Annotated in this window: 16 protein-coding genes; 6 read left to right on the plus strand and 10 right to left on the minus strand. The window is 63.8% G+C overall.

Going from position 1 to position 16,694, the window contains the following annotated elements; translation table 11 throughout:
• The first annotated feature begins 30 nt into the window (after nt 1–30).
• Entirely contained in the window at nt 31–996 is a 966-nt protein-coding gene (locus tag QFZ69_RS09245) for a DMT family transporter (protein ID WP_307000057.1), read from the plus strand.
• A gap of 238 nt (nt 997–1,234) precedes the next feature.
• Here the strand turns inward: QFZ69_RS09245 and QFZ69_RS09250 are convergent, their stop codons facing one another.
• On the minus strand, nt 1,235–1,564 hold the full coding sequence (locus QFZ69_RS09250) for a hypothetical protein (protein ID WP_306917525.1): 330 nt from the start codon (nt 1,562–1,564) through the stop codon (nt 1,235–1,237).
• 401 nt (nt 1,565–1,965) lie between these two features.
• On the opposite strand from QFZ69_RS09250, the gene QFZ69_RS09255 reads away from it, so the two are divergent.
• Nucleotides 1,966–2,925, plus strand: a complete 960-nt coding sequence (locus QFZ69_RS09255) for a glycosyltransferase (protein ID WP_306917527.1) — start codon at nt 1,966–1,968, stop codon at nt 2,923–2,925.
• A gap of 565 nt (nt 2,926–3,490) precedes the next feature.
• Here the strand turns inward: QFZ69_RS09255 and QFZ69_RS09260 are convergent.
• Entirely contained in the window at nt 3,491–5,062 is a 1,572-nt protein-coding gene (locus tag QFZ69_RS09260) for a helix-turn-helix transcriptional regulator (protein ID WP_306917529.1), read from the minus strand.
• A 129-nt stretch (nt 5,063–5,191) separates the two neighbouring features.
• Here QFZ69_RS09260 and QFZ69_RS09265 point away from each other — a divergent pair, with 129 nt between their 5' ends.
• Both QFZ69_RS09265 and QFZ69_RS09270 read left to right on the plus strand, forming a co-directional pair.
• The gene (locus QFZ69_RS09265) at nt 5,192–5,881 is read left to right on the plus strand and encodes a hypothetical protein (RefSeq protein WP_306917531.1); all 690 of its coding nucleotides are present in this window, start codon (nt 5,192–5,194) and stop codon (nt 5,879–5,881) included.
• Between the two features lie 382 nt (nt 5,882–6,263).
• On the plus strand, nt 6,264–6,989 hold the full coding sequence (locus QFZ69_RS09270; RefSeq protein ID WP_306917533.1) for a hypothetical protein: 726 nt from the start codon (nt 6,264–6,266) through the stop codon (nt 6,987–6,989).
• A 144-nt stretch (nt 6,990–7,133) separates the two neighbouring features.
• On the opposite strand, the gene QFZ69_RS09275 is transcribed toward QFZ69_RS09270, so the two are convergent.
• The 4 genes from QFZ69_RS09275 to QFZ69_RS09290 form a co-directional block, all read right to left on the minus strand.
• The gene (locus QFZ69_RS09275) at nt 7,134–8,357 is read right to left on the minus strand and encodes an IS110 family transposase (RefSeq protein WP_306912914.1); all 1,224 of its coding nucleotides are present in this window, start codon (nt 8,355–8,357) and stop codon (nt 7,134–7,136) included.
• 284 nt (nt 8,358–8,641) lie between these two features.
• On the minus strand, nt 8,642–9,901 hold the full coding sequence (locus tag QFZ69_RS09280; protein WP_306919647.1) for an IS256 family transposase: 1,260 nt from the start codon (nt 9,899–9,901) through the stop codon (nt 8,642–8,644).
• Nucleotides 9,902–9,949: 48 nt separating this feature from the next.
• Nucleotides 9,950–10,267 carry a hypothetical protein gene (locus QFZ69_RS09285; RefSeq protein ID WP_307000059.1) on the minus strand — a complete coding sequence of 106 codons (318 nt, stop codon included), beginning with the start codon at nt 10,265–10,267 and terminating at the stop codon, nt 9,950–9,952.
• 16 nt (nt 10,268–10,283) lie between these two features.
• Nucleotides 10,284–10,583 (minus strand): hypothetical protein, encoded by a 300-nt coding sequence (locus tag QFZ69_RS09290; RefSeq protein WP_306917535.1) that lies wholly within the window; start codon nt 10,581–10,583, stop codon nt 10,284–10,286.
• A gap of 384 nt (nt 10,584–10,967) precedes the next feature.
• Between QFZ69_RS09290 and QFZ69_RS09295 the strand changes: the two genes are divergently transcribed.
• Entirely contained in the window at nt 10,968–11,405 is a 438-nt protein-coding gene (locus tag QFZ69_RS09295) for a VOC family protein (RefSeq protein WP_306917537.1), read from the plus strand.
• A 570-nt stretch (nt 11,406–11,975) separates the two neighbouring features.
• Here the strand turns inward: QFZ69_RS09295 and QFZ69_RS09300 are convergent.
• Complete coding sequence (locus QFZ69_RS09300) at nt 11,976–12,554, minus strand: hypothetical protein (protein ID WP_306917539.1); 579 nt, start codon at nt 12,552–12,554, stop codon at nt 11,976–11,978.
• 799 nt (nt 12,555–13,353) lie between these two features.
• Entirely contained in the window at nt 13,354–13,632 is a 279-nt protein-coding gene (locus QFZ69_RS09305) for a hypothetical protein (protein WP_306917541.1), read from the minus strand.
• Between the two features lie 73 nt (nt 13,633–13,705).
• Between QFZ69_RS09305 and QFZ69_RS09310 the strand changes: the two genes are divergently transcribed.
• Nucleotides 13,706–14,116 carry a hypothetical protein gene (locus QFZ69_RS09310; protein WP_306917544.1) on the plus strand — a complete coding sequence of 137 codons (411 nt, stop codon included), beginning with the start codon at nt 13,706–13,708 and terminating at the stop codon, nt 14,114–14,116.
• A 317-nt stretch (nt 14,117–14,433) separates the two neighbouring features.
• Here the strand turns inward: QFZ69_RS09310 and QFZ69_RS09315 are convergent, their stop codons facing one another.
• Complete coding sequence (locus QFZ69_RS09315) at nt 14,434–15,657, minus strand: MFS transporter (protein WP_306917546.1); 1,224 nt, start codon at nt 15,655–15,657, stop codon at nt 14,434–14,436.
• A gap of 28 nt (nt 15,658–15,685) precedes the next feature.
• Nucleotides 15,686–16,573 carry a dihydrodipicolinate synthase family protein gene (locus tag QFZ69_RS09320; RefSeq protein WP_306917547.1) on the minus strand — a complete coding sequence of 296 codons (888 nt, stop codon included), beginning with the start codon at nt 16,571–16,573 and terminating at the stop codon, nt 15,686–15,688.
• Nucleotides 16,574–16,694 lie beyond the last annotated feature (121 nt).

The following is a 16,694-nucleotide window of genomic DNA, read 5'->3' on the forward strand; positions in this document are numbered from 1 at the left end:
TAATGCATGTACACGGAGACCATGGGGTGGATGATTACTTTCCTTGCACCGTTCCGGGTCGATCTTCTGTTGCTTCTGGTGGCCGTGTCCTGGGGATCGACCTATCTCGTGGCGAAGGAACTTGTCTCAGCGGGCACGGTGCTGGCGCTTCTCGCTTTGCGGATGCTGCTCGCAGCCGGGGTCATGGCTGCAATTGCGGGTGTCCGGGGGAAGCGCCTGACCCGTACGGAGCTGTTCGCCGGCATACCGATTGGGGTGCTGCTTGCAGCGGTCTTTGCATTTGAAACATTCGGGATCGCGCATACCTCGGCGACGAACGCAGGGCTCATCATCAGCCTCACCATGGTCTTCACTCCGGTCCTTGAGTCCGTCGTGTCGCGCCGGCGGCTACCTGGCACATTCTTTGCAGCGGCCACAGTTGCGGTGGCCGGGGTAGTTCTACTGGCCGGCAACGGCACCTTCGACCCGCCCAGCGCCGGAGACCTGCTCGTGCTGGCCGCCGCGGTAGTACGCGCCGCGCACGTCGTCTCCATGCACAAGCTCACCGGCGGTAAAGCCATGGATTCACTGCACCTCACGACCGTGCAACTGGGCACCTGCGCGCTTCTATTTACGACAGGTTCGTTCCTTTACGGCGATTCCATCCCGCACTACCTCTCCCAGCTGGATCCCCGACAGAGAGTGATGTTCCTCTATCTGGTGCTCATCTGCACTGTGTTCGCGTTCTTCGTTCAGATCTGGGCGGTCAGGCGGACTTCTCCATCAAGGGTCAGCCTCCTACTCGGCACCGAGCCGATCTGGGCAGCCACCATTGGAATCACCATCGCCCACGACAGCATAGGGATCGCGGGGTACTGCGGCATTGCCCTCGTTCTCACCGGAACTGCCTGGGGGCGCTCGGCGGAACAGCGGCATCGCCTGGCCGTGGGGGAGTCGCATCCGCTCCGCTCAGAGCTCAAGGCAGCGATCCCGGAGAAGGAAATCGCAGGACCCTGACCAAGAGTCTCCCTATGAGCGCGGCTGACGACTGGCCGCCCGTTGCAGGTTCCGCGGCGTTCGAGGCCTCCCAAGTGGGCTTCAAATATTCTCTCGGAGGGGCCGAATTTGAAGTTGACCACTCAGCCCTCCACAAAGGAACGGGAAGTCGCCATTTCAAGCTGCGATTTAATCGCCACCTTCAACTAACAGCGGCACGATGCGCCCGGACCGTATCGGCGTTCACCGTGCACCCGCGTCACGCGCGTCCGTGGAAGGGCGGCGCTGTCCGCCCGTACAGGTCTGCCCGCGCAATGAAGCGGGATGCCACAGTCACCTCGTCCACGAGGAACTGCTGCCCGTCGTCGAGGACGACAGCTCTCAGCACATCGTTCTCAGCGTACAGCCGGTCGGCGATGCCGTTCACGACCCGGATGTCCAGGACGGCGAGCTGGTCTGATGCCTCGCCGACCGGGGCGGGCATCGTGTGGAGGAACAGCGTGACGTCATCACTGAGCTGCCGGAACAGGAGACCCTGGTGGACGCTGGGGGAGCTCGTGCCGAGAACACCCATTCGCTGTCCGCGCACTTGCCACCCATGGCAGTAGGTGCAGTGCAGCACGGGGTCTGAGGAGGATCGGTAGGAAGATTGCGTTTAGGGGCGGCGGTGCGAATTCCGGCTTCTGATGGCGGAATCTCTCGGTTCTGGACCACCTGGACCTCCCCACCGTACTGCTGACAGCAGGTGCGGCCCGGGACTCAGGCCCGGTAAAGCGCTAAAGTATCGCCTTAGCTGATGGTGTGGCGTGATTGGAGTGATGACCGATGCTGATCGAATGGAGGGGCCGCTTTCGAGGCCACAGCGGACTCGCCGTGGAAGCAGCCGGCTTCATCGGAGCTCTTCGCCGGGCAGGGTTTGCTGTTCGAGAAGTTCCTGTCGGCTCCCTTCCGGTCGGAACCGGCCCGCCCCCAGCGACCGGGGCTATCCCCGTGCTGACCATTGTGCACCTTCCCTGGCACGACAACGGTTGGGAAGACCTAAAGGGCACCATCATTTGGAGGGCTGTCTTCGAAACCGCATCCATACCCCGTCCATGGGTTATGCGGGCGGAACAGGTGGACGAAGTCTGGGTTGCCTCAACCTTCAACGCACAGACTTTCGCCGCGGCTGGTGTGGCGGAAGAGAAGCTTCATGTCATACCTCAGGCTCTTTCTGCTGGCTGGTACAACCTTCCGATTTCCACGGGCGCCGGGAACGGTCCGTTCAGGTTCCTCTCGGTTTTCAGGTGGCAGCAGCGAAAAGGATGGGACGTCCTGCTCAAGGCGTATCTCAGCGAGTTCGACGCCGATGACGACGTGGAGTTGGTCATGCGTGCGGACCCGTTCGGACCCACCGGCTACGACATACCTGCTGATATTGCCGCGGTCACGGCCGAAATCAGGCCACGGAACCCGCCCCGGATCACCCTCTTGGCTGAACCTCTGTGCCTGCAGGATCTGCAGGAGCTTTATGCCCGTTCAAATGCCTTCGTTCTTCCTACCAGGGGTGAGGCCTGGGGGCGCCCCTACCTGGAGGCCATGGCATGCGGCCTCATCACCATCGGAACCGGGTGGGGAGGACAGCTGGACTTCATGAATGACACGAATTCCCTCCTGATCGATTATGACCTCATGCAGGTCTCAGAAGCAGCAGCCCTGGAGTGGCCCAATTTTGAAGGACAGATCTGGGCAGAGCCTTCCGTTCCCAGCCTGCGCCGGTGTCTTCGCCGCGCAATGGAAGATGGCCCCGGAATTGAATCCAGACGCCGGAACGCTGCAGCCACCATCCGCAGGCAGTTCCCGCCAGCAACGATAAATCAAAAATTCCTGTCGGAAATCCGCCGCGTCCTTCGATCCCCGGTGACCGCCCCGGGCATGTCCGTTCCTGCCGTCCGGGACAGACTCAGCTGATTTCGGCGTTGCAGAGTGCTAAACGGCTGGCTACCTGGGCATCGGAAACGGGCTCGAAGTATTCATACGCCCGGTCCGCTGATGCAGGCACGGACAGCCCCAAGGACAGACGATGTCATTAACGATTCCCTCCGACTGTCTGGCGGGGGAGAATCACAAACGCCGTGGCCGGCGGGCTCTAAGTCCGGTCAACCGCTTCCGTCTGGCCGGAGTGACGGGCGCAGTGGGCGCAGCAGTACAGCAGTACATTTCCTCCGCGCTCTCCGTCCCGTGTCCGAGAATCCGGCAGCCACAGTGTGCGCAGGTCGGGGCCAAGGCCTGGATGGCGCACTCAAAGCTGTCGAAGGTCCCGGACTGGTCGCCTCTGGTGATGGTGAACGTCTTGTCGTAGTCGTTGCCGCAGGTGTCGCAAATGGCCATGATAGGTTCCTTTCAAAACGGGTGGTGGAGCAGGGTGCCCGGACGAACCGGCCTCTGGAGGAGATTGACATCTCAGCCATGGGCACGACGGCATGACTTCTTCAGGCTCATCCAGGCACCGGTATTTGTGCAGGTATCGCCCGGCTCAGTTCTGCTGGCCCACATGCCATGCTGCGATAGCGGACCTCGAAGAGAATCCGAGTTTTCTCAGCGTGTTGCTCACATGGTTCTCCACGGTGCGCTCCGATACGAACAAGGTGGCGGCAATGGCCCGGTTGCTCAGGCCTTGGGCCACAAGGGCCGCCACTTCGGATTCCCTGGCGCTAAGCTGGCCGTCGGCCTGCTCGTGCGTTTCTAATTTCGCCCGTGCCATTGCGGCGAAGTGGACCGAGTTGATGCCCTCGGCCAACCGCAGCGCGGTGAGGAAATGTTCGCGGGATGCCGCGGTGTGACCGAGCAGGGCCGCCAATTGACCGAGGTAGTAGGCCACCGGACCTGAAGACGGGGTCTGTGAGTCTGCGATCGACTGGAAATTCTCGAAGGGAAGGAGATCGGCGTACAGGGCTGGCGCCGCGGCCCGATCCTTGAGATAGATGCACAGTGTGGCATGGCCTGTCGCTGCGATGAGCCACTCCGGGGCGCGCCGGGGGAAATCCTGGAGGTGGGGGACCATGGCCTTCCACAGCGACTGAACTTCTTCTTTCCTGTCCATTGCGGCAAGGATCTTCGCCAGCCAGCCCTTGGCAAAATACGGCGTGTTCTCGAGCCGGCGCCGTACAGCCTCTTCGGCCTCCTGAAGTCCGATCCCGGTCCGGAGGGCGACGCTCGAGGTCATCACCAGATGCAGGAATGGAATGGTTTCGTCCTCCGTCCTCGCGCTGATCCGCAGTGCGGTGTCGGCATGCAGGAGCGCGTCGGAATACCGGCCTTCGAGGTGCAGCAGAACGGCGCGGATCAGTTCGATCCTGCACGTCCACAGATCCTCCCGCATCCTGTCGGCAATGCTCGAGAGCACGTCAAGCTCCGCCGAAACATCCACGATCCGCCCGAGTTGGAGGAGTGCTTCGATGCGCCACAGGAGGCCCCAGGCAAGGTATTCATCCATCCCTCTCCGCCTCCCGAGCTCCACCGCACGGTCGGCGATCGCCAGGCGATCCATGACATGCTCGGCACCGAGGAACCGGGCATGCCGGGCCTGTAAGCCGAGGAACGCCGTATCAGGGTCTTCGGCGTTCACAGTGGCGATGTCAGTTTCGCCGTCGAGATCGAAATAGGGCTCGCTGACCCAGATGCTGCCGGTCACGGCCAGCTGCGCGCGAAGGCGGGCGCAGCGCACCGGGTCGGAGTCGCCGAGCAAGGCCAGTGCCTCGAGGCACAGCGCGTGCAGCTGAGCCCTGACCGGGGAGTAGGTGATGCCCCGAAGCACGACCGCGGCATCGGCCATCGCGGGCCCGTCACCGGTCTCCCGCGCGATATCCGCGGCAGCACTGCATGTCTTCCAGGCGAGTACGACGTTTCCGGCGTGGAACCGGCTCGTGGCCAGCTCCAGCAGGAGGTCCACCTTGCGGATGGGCGAAGGCGCGGTTTCGTCGATGAGTTCGATGGCGGTGCAGAGGAGGGTGCTGGCCTCGGCATGGGCGCGGCGGGCACTGGCCTCGCGGGCTGCACGGATTGCGGCCTCAAAAGTCTCCGCTGATCTGCCTGCCCCCACCGTCATGTGCTCATGCTATCCCGTCGTAGGTGTCAAGACAGGTGGTTCCACGGATGCCCCGGGGGCAATCGGCGAGCATCATGAACGCAATGTGCACACAATTCAGCAAGCTCACAACAAAGGGAGGACTCCGCGATGGCACTCAAATCAGCTGAAACTACCCGGCACGGAAGTGGACCTGTCCGGCGGCTCGGCGCGATCGGATTCTGGGGAGGAATCGCGGGCGCCCTTTCGGCCTTCGTGTTGATCGTTTATCCGCCAGCGGTTGTCCCGGAGCAGTTCAGCTACCCGTTCAACGGCGCCGGATTTACCGTTGCCCAGGTGTTTTTTGCCGTGCAGAACGCGACGCAGGTGGCAGTGATCGTGGCGCTGCTGCGGACCCCGGCTGTTGGTTCGTCGCGGCTCGTGCGGGCCGGCCTGTTCACCGGTATCGCGGGTCTGGCTTTGCTCTCCCTCCTGGAGCTGGTGGTCATCGCAGCCGCGCACTCCGTTTCCGGGGAGCCGCTGTACGACCTGTTCCAGGCGCTCTTTGGAATCCCGACGATGATCACTGGGATCGGACTGGTCCTGGGCGGCATCGGCGTCCTTCGGGTTGGCGCTTGGAAAGGTGCGAAGCGGTTCCTACCGTTGGTATTGGGAGTGTATGTCTTCGTGCCGCTGACTCCAGCCGTCATGGGCCCCCACATTGCGGGCCGGATCGGCATCGGGATCTGGGTGCTGCTCTTTGCCCTCCTCGGCTGGATCCTCTGGCGCGGTGACGGCGCTGGCAGCCGTGATGTCGTGGGCTCGGAGGTGGCCGGCTCAAGCGGGCCCAGGCAGCGGTGAGACCTGTCCTGGCACCGGGTGTGGCGGTGGGTGCGCTGCTCGGTTGGGCAGAACATCTGCGGCGAAGCGGCGGCCGTCGTGGATGGCGCCGGCTGGCCCTGCCTCCGCTGCTGTTCGCCGCCGCCCCGCTGGCCATGCCGGGCGCCCTGACATCACTGCAGACCACCGGGATCGGCGGCGGGCGGTTATGGTGCCGCTCATTGGACTGGCAGGCGGCTACGCATTGTGCGGGCACGGGCGCGGCTGGACCTGTGGCCGGGGTTGGTCAGTCCGTGGCGCTAAAGGCCATCGATGAGCGGGCCTAGACATGACACCGGTGGCTCGGCGCAACATGCAACGTATCCGTCCGAACTACGCGGCCTTCGGTCCGATTGGAGAAACCATGGAAAGCATCCAGCCCTTGCCCGGCGACCGCAGGGCCGGAGCCTTCGCCTACGCGGCCGGTGCGGTTGGAATAATCACCTTCACCGCATTAGGCCTCATGTACGGCGTGGAAATGTCCAGACCCGGACCGCGGCTCTTCGGCCCAATCAGCGACATCGGAAGCGGGCTGTTCAACCTCTTGGCCGTCCCGGTCATCTTGCAGCTCCACAAACGCCTTTCCCCGTCACACTGGACAGGGCCAGGGCTGGCGGTCGTCGTCGTGCTGTCAGTTGCCGGGGCAACCGGCTCGTTCCTGCTCGTGGCCAAGGTGCTCGGCTTCGCCGTCGCCACCACGGCGGCAATGCTGGCACTCGCCGCTCAAGCAGTTTGGCTTGTGTCCGCGCACACCAAACTGCTGAGACGCGGCGGCTACCCGCTGCGGCTTGCCAAACTGGGCAGATTCGTGGGGGCGGCATTCCTTGCCGGAGCTGCGATTGTCGCATTCGGGTTCCTGGTTCCGGGCGGATGGATGCAGTGGACCGTATTCGGTATCGGCGGACTGATCGGCCTGACAGGTTGGGTGGGCATGCCATTCTGGTTTCTTATGGCGGGCCGGCGGCTCGTCCACAAACGCTCAACACCGAGGACTTCACCGACGCCCAAGCCATCGCCCGCATCACCCGAGGCAACTTCCGGCTCGTCCCAGGCGATTCACCCAGATCGAACGAGTCATGAAAGTCAATGATCCCAGCACGACCACCGACGACGTCGTCGATGAAGCGGGCCACCCGACCCTGGTTCATCAGCGTTCATCGGCATCAGCTAGACCGCCGGGTGGGTGGCCGGGGTCAGGTGACCTGGTAGCCGGTTCTGATGCTCCTATCGTGTGTCAAGCGGTGGCGAGCCAGTTTCTGTAGCGATCGGCGAGTTCGGGCAGCGGCCGGGCTTTGCGCTCGATATCGGAGATCCGGGCGGGCCACGTGCTTAAGGCTACGGCCACTTGACTGAGGGTGATGTTCTTTTTCGTGCGAATGGCGCGGAGGTCGGCTTGGACCGTCCTTACTGCTGGGCTGGTAAGGATGCGGTAGATCTCTCGGACGATGGCCCTTTTGAGGCAGCGGATGATTTCCTTCTTGCTCTTGCCATCCTGTGTGCGGCGCTCGACGTAGGCGCGGGTTTTGGGGTCGTGGCGCATTCGGACGAGTGCGATGCGGTGGAGGGCGGCGTTACCCTGTCTGTCGCCGCCACGGTTGAGCCGGTGGCGGGTGGTGCGCCCGGAGGACGCCGGGATTGGCGCGGCGCCGCAGAGCGCGGCGAACGACGCTTCGTTGCGGATCCGCTCTGGGTTGCCGCCCGCGGTCACGACGAGTTGCGCGGCGACCAGGGTCCCGACGCCGTAGACATCCAGCAATGCTGGGTGGTGCGCCTGGACGAGTTCATGCAATTGCGTCTCGATGCCGGCGACGCGGTCTGAGAGCTCCTGGTGGGCGCAAGCCATCGTCTTCAGGGCCAGCCCGGCGGCGTCTTCAGGGCCGGCCAGATCGGATCCAGGACGACTACTGGCCAGACGGCGCAGCAGCGCGTCCGTGTCCAGGTCCCGGTATCTGGCGCGGACCGGTTCTGGAGCGGTGATCAGCAGCCCTTTAATGGCGTTGGAGATCGAGGTCATGGAGGAGACGAACCGTTTCCGCGCGCCGAGCAGGAATCGGATGGATTCAGCGGCGGTGTTGGTGTCTTTCGGGATGGAGATGCCACGGCCGGAAAGCACCGTACGGGCAGCTTCGACTGCGTCGACAGGATCTGATTTCCCATTCATCCGGCGCACCTGCCGGGTAGGGCGCAGGACTTCCAGCACGGTGTGTCCGGCGGACTGAAGGGCCCGGGTCAGGCCGGCGCCGTAGGAGTTGGTGCCCTCGACACCGATCCCCCGGACGGGGCCGGCTGAGGCTACGGCATCGATGAGCGCGGCATAGCCACGGCTGTCCGCCGTGAACGTCGCGGTGGAGACCACCGCGCCGTTCTCGGTGAGAATGGCAAGGGTGTGAGTGTCGGTGTGGGTGTCGACCCCGGCGACGCGTCCGGCCGCGTCGACATCCGCTCTCGCGTGTGGCATATGGTGTCCTTCCAAGCAACGGTTCGGGTTGTCACCGTTGGCCCTGTCGGCCGCAGACAGGACGCTGAAGGGACGCGCACCATGGCAGGGCCAACTGGTCATGGGATCGGTCATGCTCCTATGAGGTCATGAACCGGCAGAGCCCACGGCTGGTCCCGGGAACGCAGGACAAATCAGGTCAAGGACAGGTCCCCCGAAGGGGGCCGCCAGTCAAGTATCGGGTCACTGCATTCCCGGACCCTTCCAGTATCAGCGTCAAGTTTTCGGTGTAACTGGTTTTGATTTTATTTCTTGCCGGCGGACAGGCGTCCGTCGAAGGTGACTTCGAAGGCATTGAGCGCAGCCTTCCAGCGGTTGGACCAGCGTTGTCGGCCCGTCCCGGTGGGGTCCAGACTCATGACCGCCAGATAGACGCATTTGAGCGCGGCCTGCTCCGTGGGGAAGTGTCCGCGGGCATTCACGGCTCGCCGGATGCGCGCGTTGATGCTCTCTATGGCGTTGGTCGTGCAGATGATGGTGCGGATCTCGCGGTCGAACTGCAGGAAGGGCACGAATTCGGCCCAGGCGTTGGTCCAGAGCCGGATGATCGCCGGGTAGCGCTTCTCCCACTTCTCGCTGAACTCCACGAACCGGTCCAGGGCATCGGATTCCGACGCCGCCGTGTAGACGGGCTTGAGGTCCTTCGCGATCGCGGACCAGTCCTTCTTCGACGCGTAGCGGAACGAGTTGCGCAAAAGGTGAACAATGCAGGTCTGGGTGATCGTCTGAGGCCAGACGGTGGCGATGGCCTCGGGCAGGCCCTTGAGCCCGTCACAGACCACAATCAGGCAGTCCTGGGTGCCGCGGTTCTTGATCTCGGACAGGACCCGCAGCCAGTACTTCGCCCCCTCCCCGTCACCGTGCTCGCCGGCCCAGAGCCCAAGGATGTCACGGGTGCCCTCGCAGGTCACCGCCAGCGCCACGTAGATCGGCCGGTTCGTGACCTGCCCGTCGCGGATCTTCACGTTCACCGCGTCGATGAAGATCACCGGATAGACCGGATCCAGCGGCCGGCTCTGCCAGGCCGACAAACCCTCCAAGACCTTCTCCGTGATGGTGGAGATCGTCTGCTTGGAGACCTCCGCGCCGTAGACCTCGGCCAGGTGGGCGCAGATCTCCCCGTGCGTGAGTCCCTTGGCGGACAGCGAGATGACCAGGTCATCGAGCCCGGACAGGCGGCGCTGCCGCTTCCTGACCAGCTCCGGGGTGAACGAGCCGTCCCGATCCCGCGGCACCGCGATCTGCACCGGACCGGCCTCGGTCAACAGCTCCTTGGACCGGGTGCCGTTCCGCGAGTTCCCGCCGCCCCTGCCAGCCGGATCGTGCCGGGCGTAGCCCAGATGGTCCTCCATCTCGCCCTCCAGCGCCGATTCCACGACCATCTTCGTCAGCCGGGACAGCAGCCCGCCCTCACCGGTCAGCCGCAGGCCTTCCGCACGCGCCCGCTCACTCAGCTGCTGCACCAACTGCTCATCCAGCGCGTCCGCCGGAGCCGGCGCAACCATGCTCGTCGCAGCAGTCACATCACTAGTCACATCAGTCACGGCAACCTCCTAATTCTCTGGAGTTACACCGTTTAAATTACAGTCCCGGTAGCCGAGTGCATTAAGGCGTTTGACGGCGTCGTTTTTGGCTTGGACTGGGTCGCGTCGGGTGAAGATGGTGGCTCCGGGGTCTTGGTAGCACTCCCCGTAGGCGAGCATGTGCCAGGCGGCGGTGAGGATGGAATGCTGGGTCGCGCCGATGGCTTTCATGCGTCCGTGCCGGGCGATGCGGGGGGAGCAGCTGTTGGGCCTGCTGGCAATCGGCATTGCCGCGGTGCCCAAGGCTGCCTTGAGGTAGGGGTTGCCCGGCCGGTTGAGCGTGGCCATCCGGCGCCCGGCGGGCTCAGGGACGGCGGGCCGCCCAGGCGGTCCGGCTGTCTCGGACCATCAGGTCGGTGCGGCGCAGGAGACCGTCGGAGTCGTCCGCCGTCAAGAGGTAGTCAAGAGTGGCGAGGTCGTCGGTGGCCAGCCGGCCGTCGACGGCTTTGCGGATACTGCGCACGACGGCGTGCGCGTAGCGGCCGGTGCTTGGCGGTGCCGGGTTCGCTTCGACGCTGAAGCTGCACTGTTCAGCGATCTCGAATCCGGCGCGCGCCAAGTGCGGCCGCCAGTGCGGGTGCGGGTTCCATCCTGCCTGGTTCATCGCCTCATCTAAGTTGACCAGCGAAAACCCCGGAAACTCGCGGTTGGACCGACTGTAGTGAGACAAAATTTCCCGATTTGTCGCACTACAGTTGGCCTGTGGATCGCAGCGATAAGTAGCGGCGTTTTCGCAGCGCTAAATGTCACCCTTAGGGCCCGTTAGCCGATCCCGGAGAGGGCGCCCGCCCGAGCGTCTGCTTGATGAACGGTGTTCGCCCCAGGAGAGGCCGGAATCGGAGCCGTCTACCGCACCGCTGTGTTCTCGCGCCGTCATCGCTTGGATTCGGCCCGAGGCCGACCGCCGGTGCTCCTGATTGCCCCATCGCTTGTTCGATCGAGTCCCGGACTCTGGTGCTGTTCGGTCCGGCTCGATAGCGTGTAACGCATGGCCATCAAACTTGAGAACGTCGGCATTACGGTTCGCGACCTGGAAGCGACGATCGCCTTTTTCACCGACCTCGGCCTCACAGTCGTCGGCCGTGACACGGTCAGTGGCGAGTGGACCGACATCGCCGTCGGACTCGACGGCAATCATGCCAACATTGCGATGCTCCAAACACCAGACGGTCAAGGTCGCCTGGAGCTGTTCGAGTACATCCACCCCGAAGCTATCGAGTCGGGACCCACTCGCCCGAACGAGATCGGGATGCACCGCGTCGCCTTCTCAGTCGACGACATCGACAAAGCCCTTGAGATAGCCGCGAGGCACGGCTGCCGACCGCTACGCGGTGTGGCAACGTACGAGGACGTCTACAAGCTCACCTACGTCCGCGGTCCCAGCGGCATCCTTGTGATGCTCGCCGAGGAACTGAAGAAGAACTGACGGCCGGATCGCCGCTCGCCCTCGCCGCACCAACCATTCGGCAGCAGATCGGAGACGATCGTCGCGACCCGCTTCGTTGCCGCAAGCAAATCAGCCATCGCTCCGACGCCCGCGAGCCGGCCGCCCGCCGGGACATTCTGGCCTTCAGCCTTTCCAGCCTGCCCCACTTATCCCTGGCCGGCTCCATTCCCAAATGACCAGACCGAGAAAATGTCCGGCGAGGGCAGACAAACGGGACACGAACTGGATTAAGCCCTGACAGCTGCTGTCTCGAAAAGCAAGGCCGGCCAGGAACCTTTGGATGTGCAGCAGCATCGGCTTCGCATCTACACGGAAGACTGAGCCAGCGAGAGGAACGCCCATGCCCGCCAAGGACGAGAATGACGATTGACGCCGCTTCCTGTTCGCGGATCTCGGCGGGATTCCGCGGCACCTCCACCGATCCCGCCCGACACGCCGGCACTTCTTAGCACCAAGGAGCACCGGCGCTTCACGGAGTTTGCCACCGCGGTGCGCACCAACCGCCACATCGGCGTCTGCTACGGCCCGCCCGGCGTTGGCAAGACCCTTTCAGCACGCGTTCAGCACGCGGCTACGCCGGCGCGACGGAACGCGACGGAATGGGAACAATGGCAGCGGACCGGTCACACCAACACAGAGCCCATCCCTGCTCGTGTGCTCAAAGCCAAAACGGCATTCTGGACCCCCACCGTGACCATCAGCCTCTGAGAGATCGACCGGCAACTGCCCCGGACCTGCCAGAGAATCTCCTGGGCAATCGAATACGCCCGGGAAGGTAACATCGACGTCTTCGAGCACCGCAATTCCCGAGCGTCCGGCCTGACCGAGCTCCTCATCATCGACGAGGCAGACCGTCTCAAACCTCCAGGGCTTGAGCAGGTCGGGGACTACTGCGACCGTGACACCAGCCGCCTCGGCTTCGCCCACCATTACCGGACCCTCAGGACCGACGACCTCACCTTCGTCCTGACGAATCGCTGGCGGGAACTCGGCCTGAGCATCGACCCCCCGGACTTCACCGACGCCGAAGCTATCGCCGCCGTCGCCCGCATCACCAACGGCAACTTCCGGCTCATCCAGAGGCTCTTTACCCAGATCATGCGAATCCGCGACATTAACCAGCTCCACAGCATCACGAAGGAAGTCGTCGAAGCCGCCCGCGAAACTTTGCTCATCGGCACCTGGCCGCGCCGATATCGCCGCTACATCTCCGCCAAATACCGTGGAGAATCAGGTAGCCCAAAACGCAGAATCGCAGCAAGTGTGATGCCCAGGAGGTTATGAGCCGGCGGTCCACCTGAAGTGAGGCAGAAACCATTAATGGGCCAGCTGTAATGGAACTTGGCCAACTTGGATGAGACCGAACATCTGAAATGCCGAACGGGCCAGGCTCCAGAAACCGCGCCGAGCTGACGTAACGGCGGTTATCTGCGTAACGAAACAGTCGAAAAACGGGGGAGTCGGCACTCGCTACCGCCTCGGTGCAGGGTGAAGTGGGCCTTCCGGTGGGCGGCGCTACGGCAAATCCACCCCCGGTGGCAGCAAGAAGCTCTCGATGAAGATCACGTCCACAGTGGACGGCAGAACCCTGAGACCCAGACGGTTACCGCGCCAGTAAAGGTCGTCGCCGGGACACTCAAGACGGTGACGCCTATCGTGTGCCGTTATGGCAAGGGAGAAACCTACTTCCGGGACCTACGGAGCACCCGGTCATAAATGTCTTATTGGGCGGCGGGCGGCGGCAGGCAGCGGATCTGCCTCCGCGTTGTGCCAGCTTGTTCTGCGACGCCAGCATAACTTATCGTCTATCGACCTGGCGTGGTCATTTGAAATCGCCGGACCCATCGTTATGCCGCGCTACGATTCGGGGCCAATCGCCTCGGGGGCGGATCCCAAAGGCGCGGTCGGCTCCACACTTAAGGGACATTTATCGACCCTTGGAGGGTGACATGCGCAGATCAGCAACGTCCGGCGTCGCGGTTTCCGCGGCATTTCTCTTCGCCTTGCTGCTCGCGGGATGCGGCCAGCCGGCAGCGCCCCCGGCAACCTCGACGACGACGGCGCCTGCCGAGTCCAGCCCCACCGCGACGGCGAGCCGGCCGGCGTCGCCGACCCCGACCCCCAGTCTCACCGCGTCCGCAGCCTGGACTACATACACGACGGCCGACGGCCAGTTGACCTTCGATGTGCCTACAGCCTGGAGCATTAGGGATCCCGCTGGGGATTTGCCTGAAGGTGGTGGCGCATTCGCGGAAGTTACCAACCAGGCCGGGAAGCCGATGGCAACACTCCGCACCAATATGGCCGTGGGATCCGCCTGCGTGGAGCGGTTCCCATATTCGGTACTGGAAACCCAGCCGATGGCCGCCCTGACCCAAGGCGGCTCCACGCCACGGTATGTCTTTGAGACCCGCGGAGACGTCACGGCGCCGTATCCGACTATCAACACCGTAGCTGCGTACGGCATCGAGACAGCCGCCGCACCCACGGGGGAAGTGGCGTGCCCCATCTTCCACTTCTTCACGTGGCCGCCGACGTCCGCGAGCTTCGGTGCGGGCTATAACCCAGTGAACAATGAGACTCCCGGCGACCCGTCGCTGCCGTACCTCGAAAAGGCCAAGCTATACATGGGCACGCCCGAGTACCTGGATATCAAGCGGATGATCACCTCGTTGCGGCCGACATCGTAGGCTGCCAGTGATGGCCGAAAACCGCCAGGACACCCTGAGCGAAATGTCCGTCGCCGAACCCCGTGTAGCCAAGGTCGTGAGGAACGCCCTACCCCGTCGCTGCTAACTTGCATCTCTCCCTAACGCCCTCACCGGTAATGGACCACATGTCGGCCTATGTGGCCTGAAAGGCCAACGGGGGAGTGGTAGCGCGTCTCCTGCTTGGCCTTACTTCACGAGGGCCGCAAGTCGCTTCTGGCAAACGCCGGCACCGCTGGTTTCCGTGTGATGGTGGCATGGCGGATGCCGGGGAAACGGGTCCTGTTCGGTTGCGGGGTTCAGGTACGGACCCGGTCGCGGCGGCGGTCGATGACCGAAACGATCACAGCTACCGTGGTGAGTCCCGCTGCCAGGTACAGGGGTAGGTAGGTGGCCGGGGCAATGATGGCGCCTGCCAAAGCTGTTCCGGCGGAACCGGCGGTGATCTTCAGGGCGCCGATCCAGACGAATATCTGCCCTCGCGCTTGAGTTGGGGCGTACTCGCTTCGGGCCGCCAGGGTGGCGGCAAAGAAATAGGAGTTAAGGGCTCCCGCGAGCGAGTAAGCGGCAACAGCCTCAGGAAAGACGCCCGCGAAGGTTATCCCGCAGAGGGCGACGCCGACGGTGGCGGCCAGCCAAGTCATGAGGGGGTCCGCGTCAGTTCGCATGGGCCGGATCATCACGCCGGCCGAGCCGACAAGACCACCAAGGCCGTATGCTGCCGTCAGGATCCCTGCGGCGGCTGGTTCCACTCGCAGCTCTCCGGTGGATGCAACCGCGGTGATGGGCAGAGCCGCGACAGAAAGGGCGATGACGACAGTCAGGTAAAGCGTCCGGCGCATGGGACCGCTGGATACCATCATCAGCAGTGTTTGTCCGGGACGGGGAATCTCCGAGGGAACAGCAGCTGGCGGTGAGTAGGGCAACAATCGGATTACGGCTGCGGCCACGAAAGTCGAACCGGCCAGTAGTAAGGCCGCAACAGCCGGATCCGCCCAGGCCGAGACGGCCGCCACCAACGACGGCCCAATAGTGCCGCCGATGCCGTATGTAGCAACGTCCCACCCTTGGGCCCGCCGCTGGCTGATCCGGTCACTGCCGGCGATCGCAGCGAGGCGGCTGCTGATGCCTCCAGTCAGGAGTGGACCAACCAGCCCGGAGGTTATGAGCAGCAAAGCCGGGATGATGGGCGGTGTCAGCGGATACAGCAGGACAGCTGCGGCCAGTGTGACGCCGTGTGCCATGCAGGCCACGGCGATCACCGTTCGGCCGTCGCGTGCTGTGTCGAGGCACCTGGCAATGAAAGGGCCGAAGATGTGCGGGGCGGTGATGCACGCGCCCAGGATTCCTGCCAGCCACCCGGGGGCGCCGCTGGTCGTCACGAGCAGGACGATGGCGACGACGGCACCACCATCCGCGCTGCGAGCCAGAGTAGCGGCAAGAACGTATCGGGCAAGACCGCCAGGGACGGCGGACTTTTGCCTGTTCTTTTGGGGCTGGATTTTGCTGGGGGACAGGCTCATGTCCCTCTCCGAAGTGTCCGTCACTGGGTTATGCCTCCAGTCCGATCTGGCGAATGGCCTCAGCGACTTTGTCCCGCCCTTCGCTGTCGAGCCCGCGCAACGGTAATGGCAGCGTCGAGGAGGCCACCAGTCCGAGGTCCTCTGCAAGGGCTGCCGTGACGCGAAGGCTGCCGTAGGTTCTGAACAGCGACCACACCGGTTCGAGCTGTGCGGACGCTTCCAGGGCCAGATCGCTCCGGCCAGCCATGGCGTGATCCACAATGGCCCTGGCCCGCTGAGGAGCCACCCCCGCGATCACCGAGTACCAGAGGTCGCAACCGGCAAGCAGCGCTTCCGCCGCTACCCAGTCCCCGCTAATACCTACAAAGGTTCCCTGCGGCAGACCGGGGCGAAGCTTGCCGAGGCGGCTTGCAACTTCTCCGGCGGCGGGCGGCGGGATCTTGATTGACGCGATTCCCGGGATACGGGCGATGCGGGCATGCAGGTCATCGGAGAAGGTAAAGCCTGTGGTGCCCGGGTTGTCATAAACGACGACGGGAAGCACGGACTCGGCTGCAACGGCTGCGTACAAGGCAAATACTTCCACGTCGGTGAGGCGCTGGTAGGACACCGGAGCCAGGAGCAACGCGGAGGCACCCGCGTTCTGTGCATCCTCCGCATACGCAAGCACGTCACGTGTGCGCACCGCACCTACACCGGCGAGAACCGGAACGCCGTCAGCGGCGTCCACAGCTGCCTCGAGGACGGCTCGGCGTTCGTCACGTGAGAGGTAGGCATAGTTTCCCGTCGAGCCAAGAACGCCCAGGGAGTCCACGCCGGCCTGGGCGGCGCGGGATACCAGCAGGGCCACGGCTTTGAGGTCGACGCTTTCACCGTTCATGGGGGTGAGGGGAAATGCACTAAGGCCGTTGAACAACGAGTCCTGCTTTCATGCGGCTGCAGCGGGCCGGGCCGAGCCGCAGCGTACGGGTGGTTACGCATTTCATGCTGCCAAACCCATTGGTCCTACACTAGGTCCAAGAACGTACAACTCCGGA

Origin of the sequence: Arthrobacter sp. V1I7 (genome assembly GCF_030817015.1) — a bacterium.
Lineage (GTDB): Bacteria > Actinomycetota > Actinomycetes > Actinomycetales > Micrococcaceae > Arthrobacter.

What these genes read in the sequence shown, in the direction of transcription:
- QFZ69_RS09245 (WP_307000057.1), top strand. Translation starts at nt 31, where the DNA reads ATGATTACTTTCCTTGCACCGTTCCGGGTCGATCTTCTGTTGCTTCTG.
- QFZ69_RS09260 (WP_306917529.1), bottom strand. Translation starts at nt 5,062, where the DNA reads ATGACGGTGGGGGCAGGCAGATCAGCGGAGACTTTTGAGGCCGCAATC.
- QFZ69_RS09265 (WP_306917531.1), top strand. Translation starts at nt 5,192, where the DNA reads ATGGCACTCAAATCAGCTGAAACTACCCGGCACGGAAGTGGACCTGTC.
- QFZ69_RS09270 (WP_306917533.1), top strand. Translation starts at nt 6,264, where the DNA reads ATGGAAAGCATCCAGCCCTTGCCCGGCGACCGCAGGGCCGGAGCCTTC.
- QFZ69_RS09275 (WP_306912914.1), bottom strand. Translation starts at nt 8,357, where the DNA reads ATGCCACACGCGAGAGCGGATGTCGACGCGGCCGGACGCGTCGCCGGG.
- QFZ69_RS09280 (WP_306919647.1), bottom strand. Translation starts at nt 9,901, where the DNA reads ATGGTTGCGCCGGCTCCGGCGGACGCGCTGGATGAGCAGTTGGTGCAG.
- QFZ69_RS09285 (WP_307000059.1), bottom strand. Translation starts at nt 10,267, where the DNA reads ATGGCCACGCTCAACCGGCCGGGCAACCCCTACCTCAAGGCAGCCTTG.
- QFZ69_RS09290 (WP_306917535.1), bottom strand. Translation starts at nt 10,583, where the DNA reads ATGAACCAGGCAGGATGGAACCCGCACCCGCACTGGCGGCCGCACTTG.
- QFZ69_RS09295 (WP_306917537.1), top strand. Translation starts at nt 10,968, where the DNA reads ATGGCCATCAAACTTGAGAACGTCGGCATTACGGTTCGCGACCTGGAA.
- QFZ69_RS09305 (WP_306917541.1), bottom strand. Translation starts at nt 13,632, where the DNA reads ATGCTCCAGGCTGTAGGCACATCGAAGGTCAACTGGCCGTCGGCCGTC.
- QFZ69_RS09310 (WP_306917544.1), top strand. Translation starts at nt 13,706, where the DNA reads ATGGCAACACTCCGCACCAATATGGCCGTGGGATCCGCCTGCGTGGAG.
- QFZ69_RS09315 (WP_306917546.1), bottom strand. Translation starts at nt 15,657, where the DNA reads ATGAGCCTGTCCCCCAGCAAAATCCAGCCCCAAAAGAACAGGCAAAAG.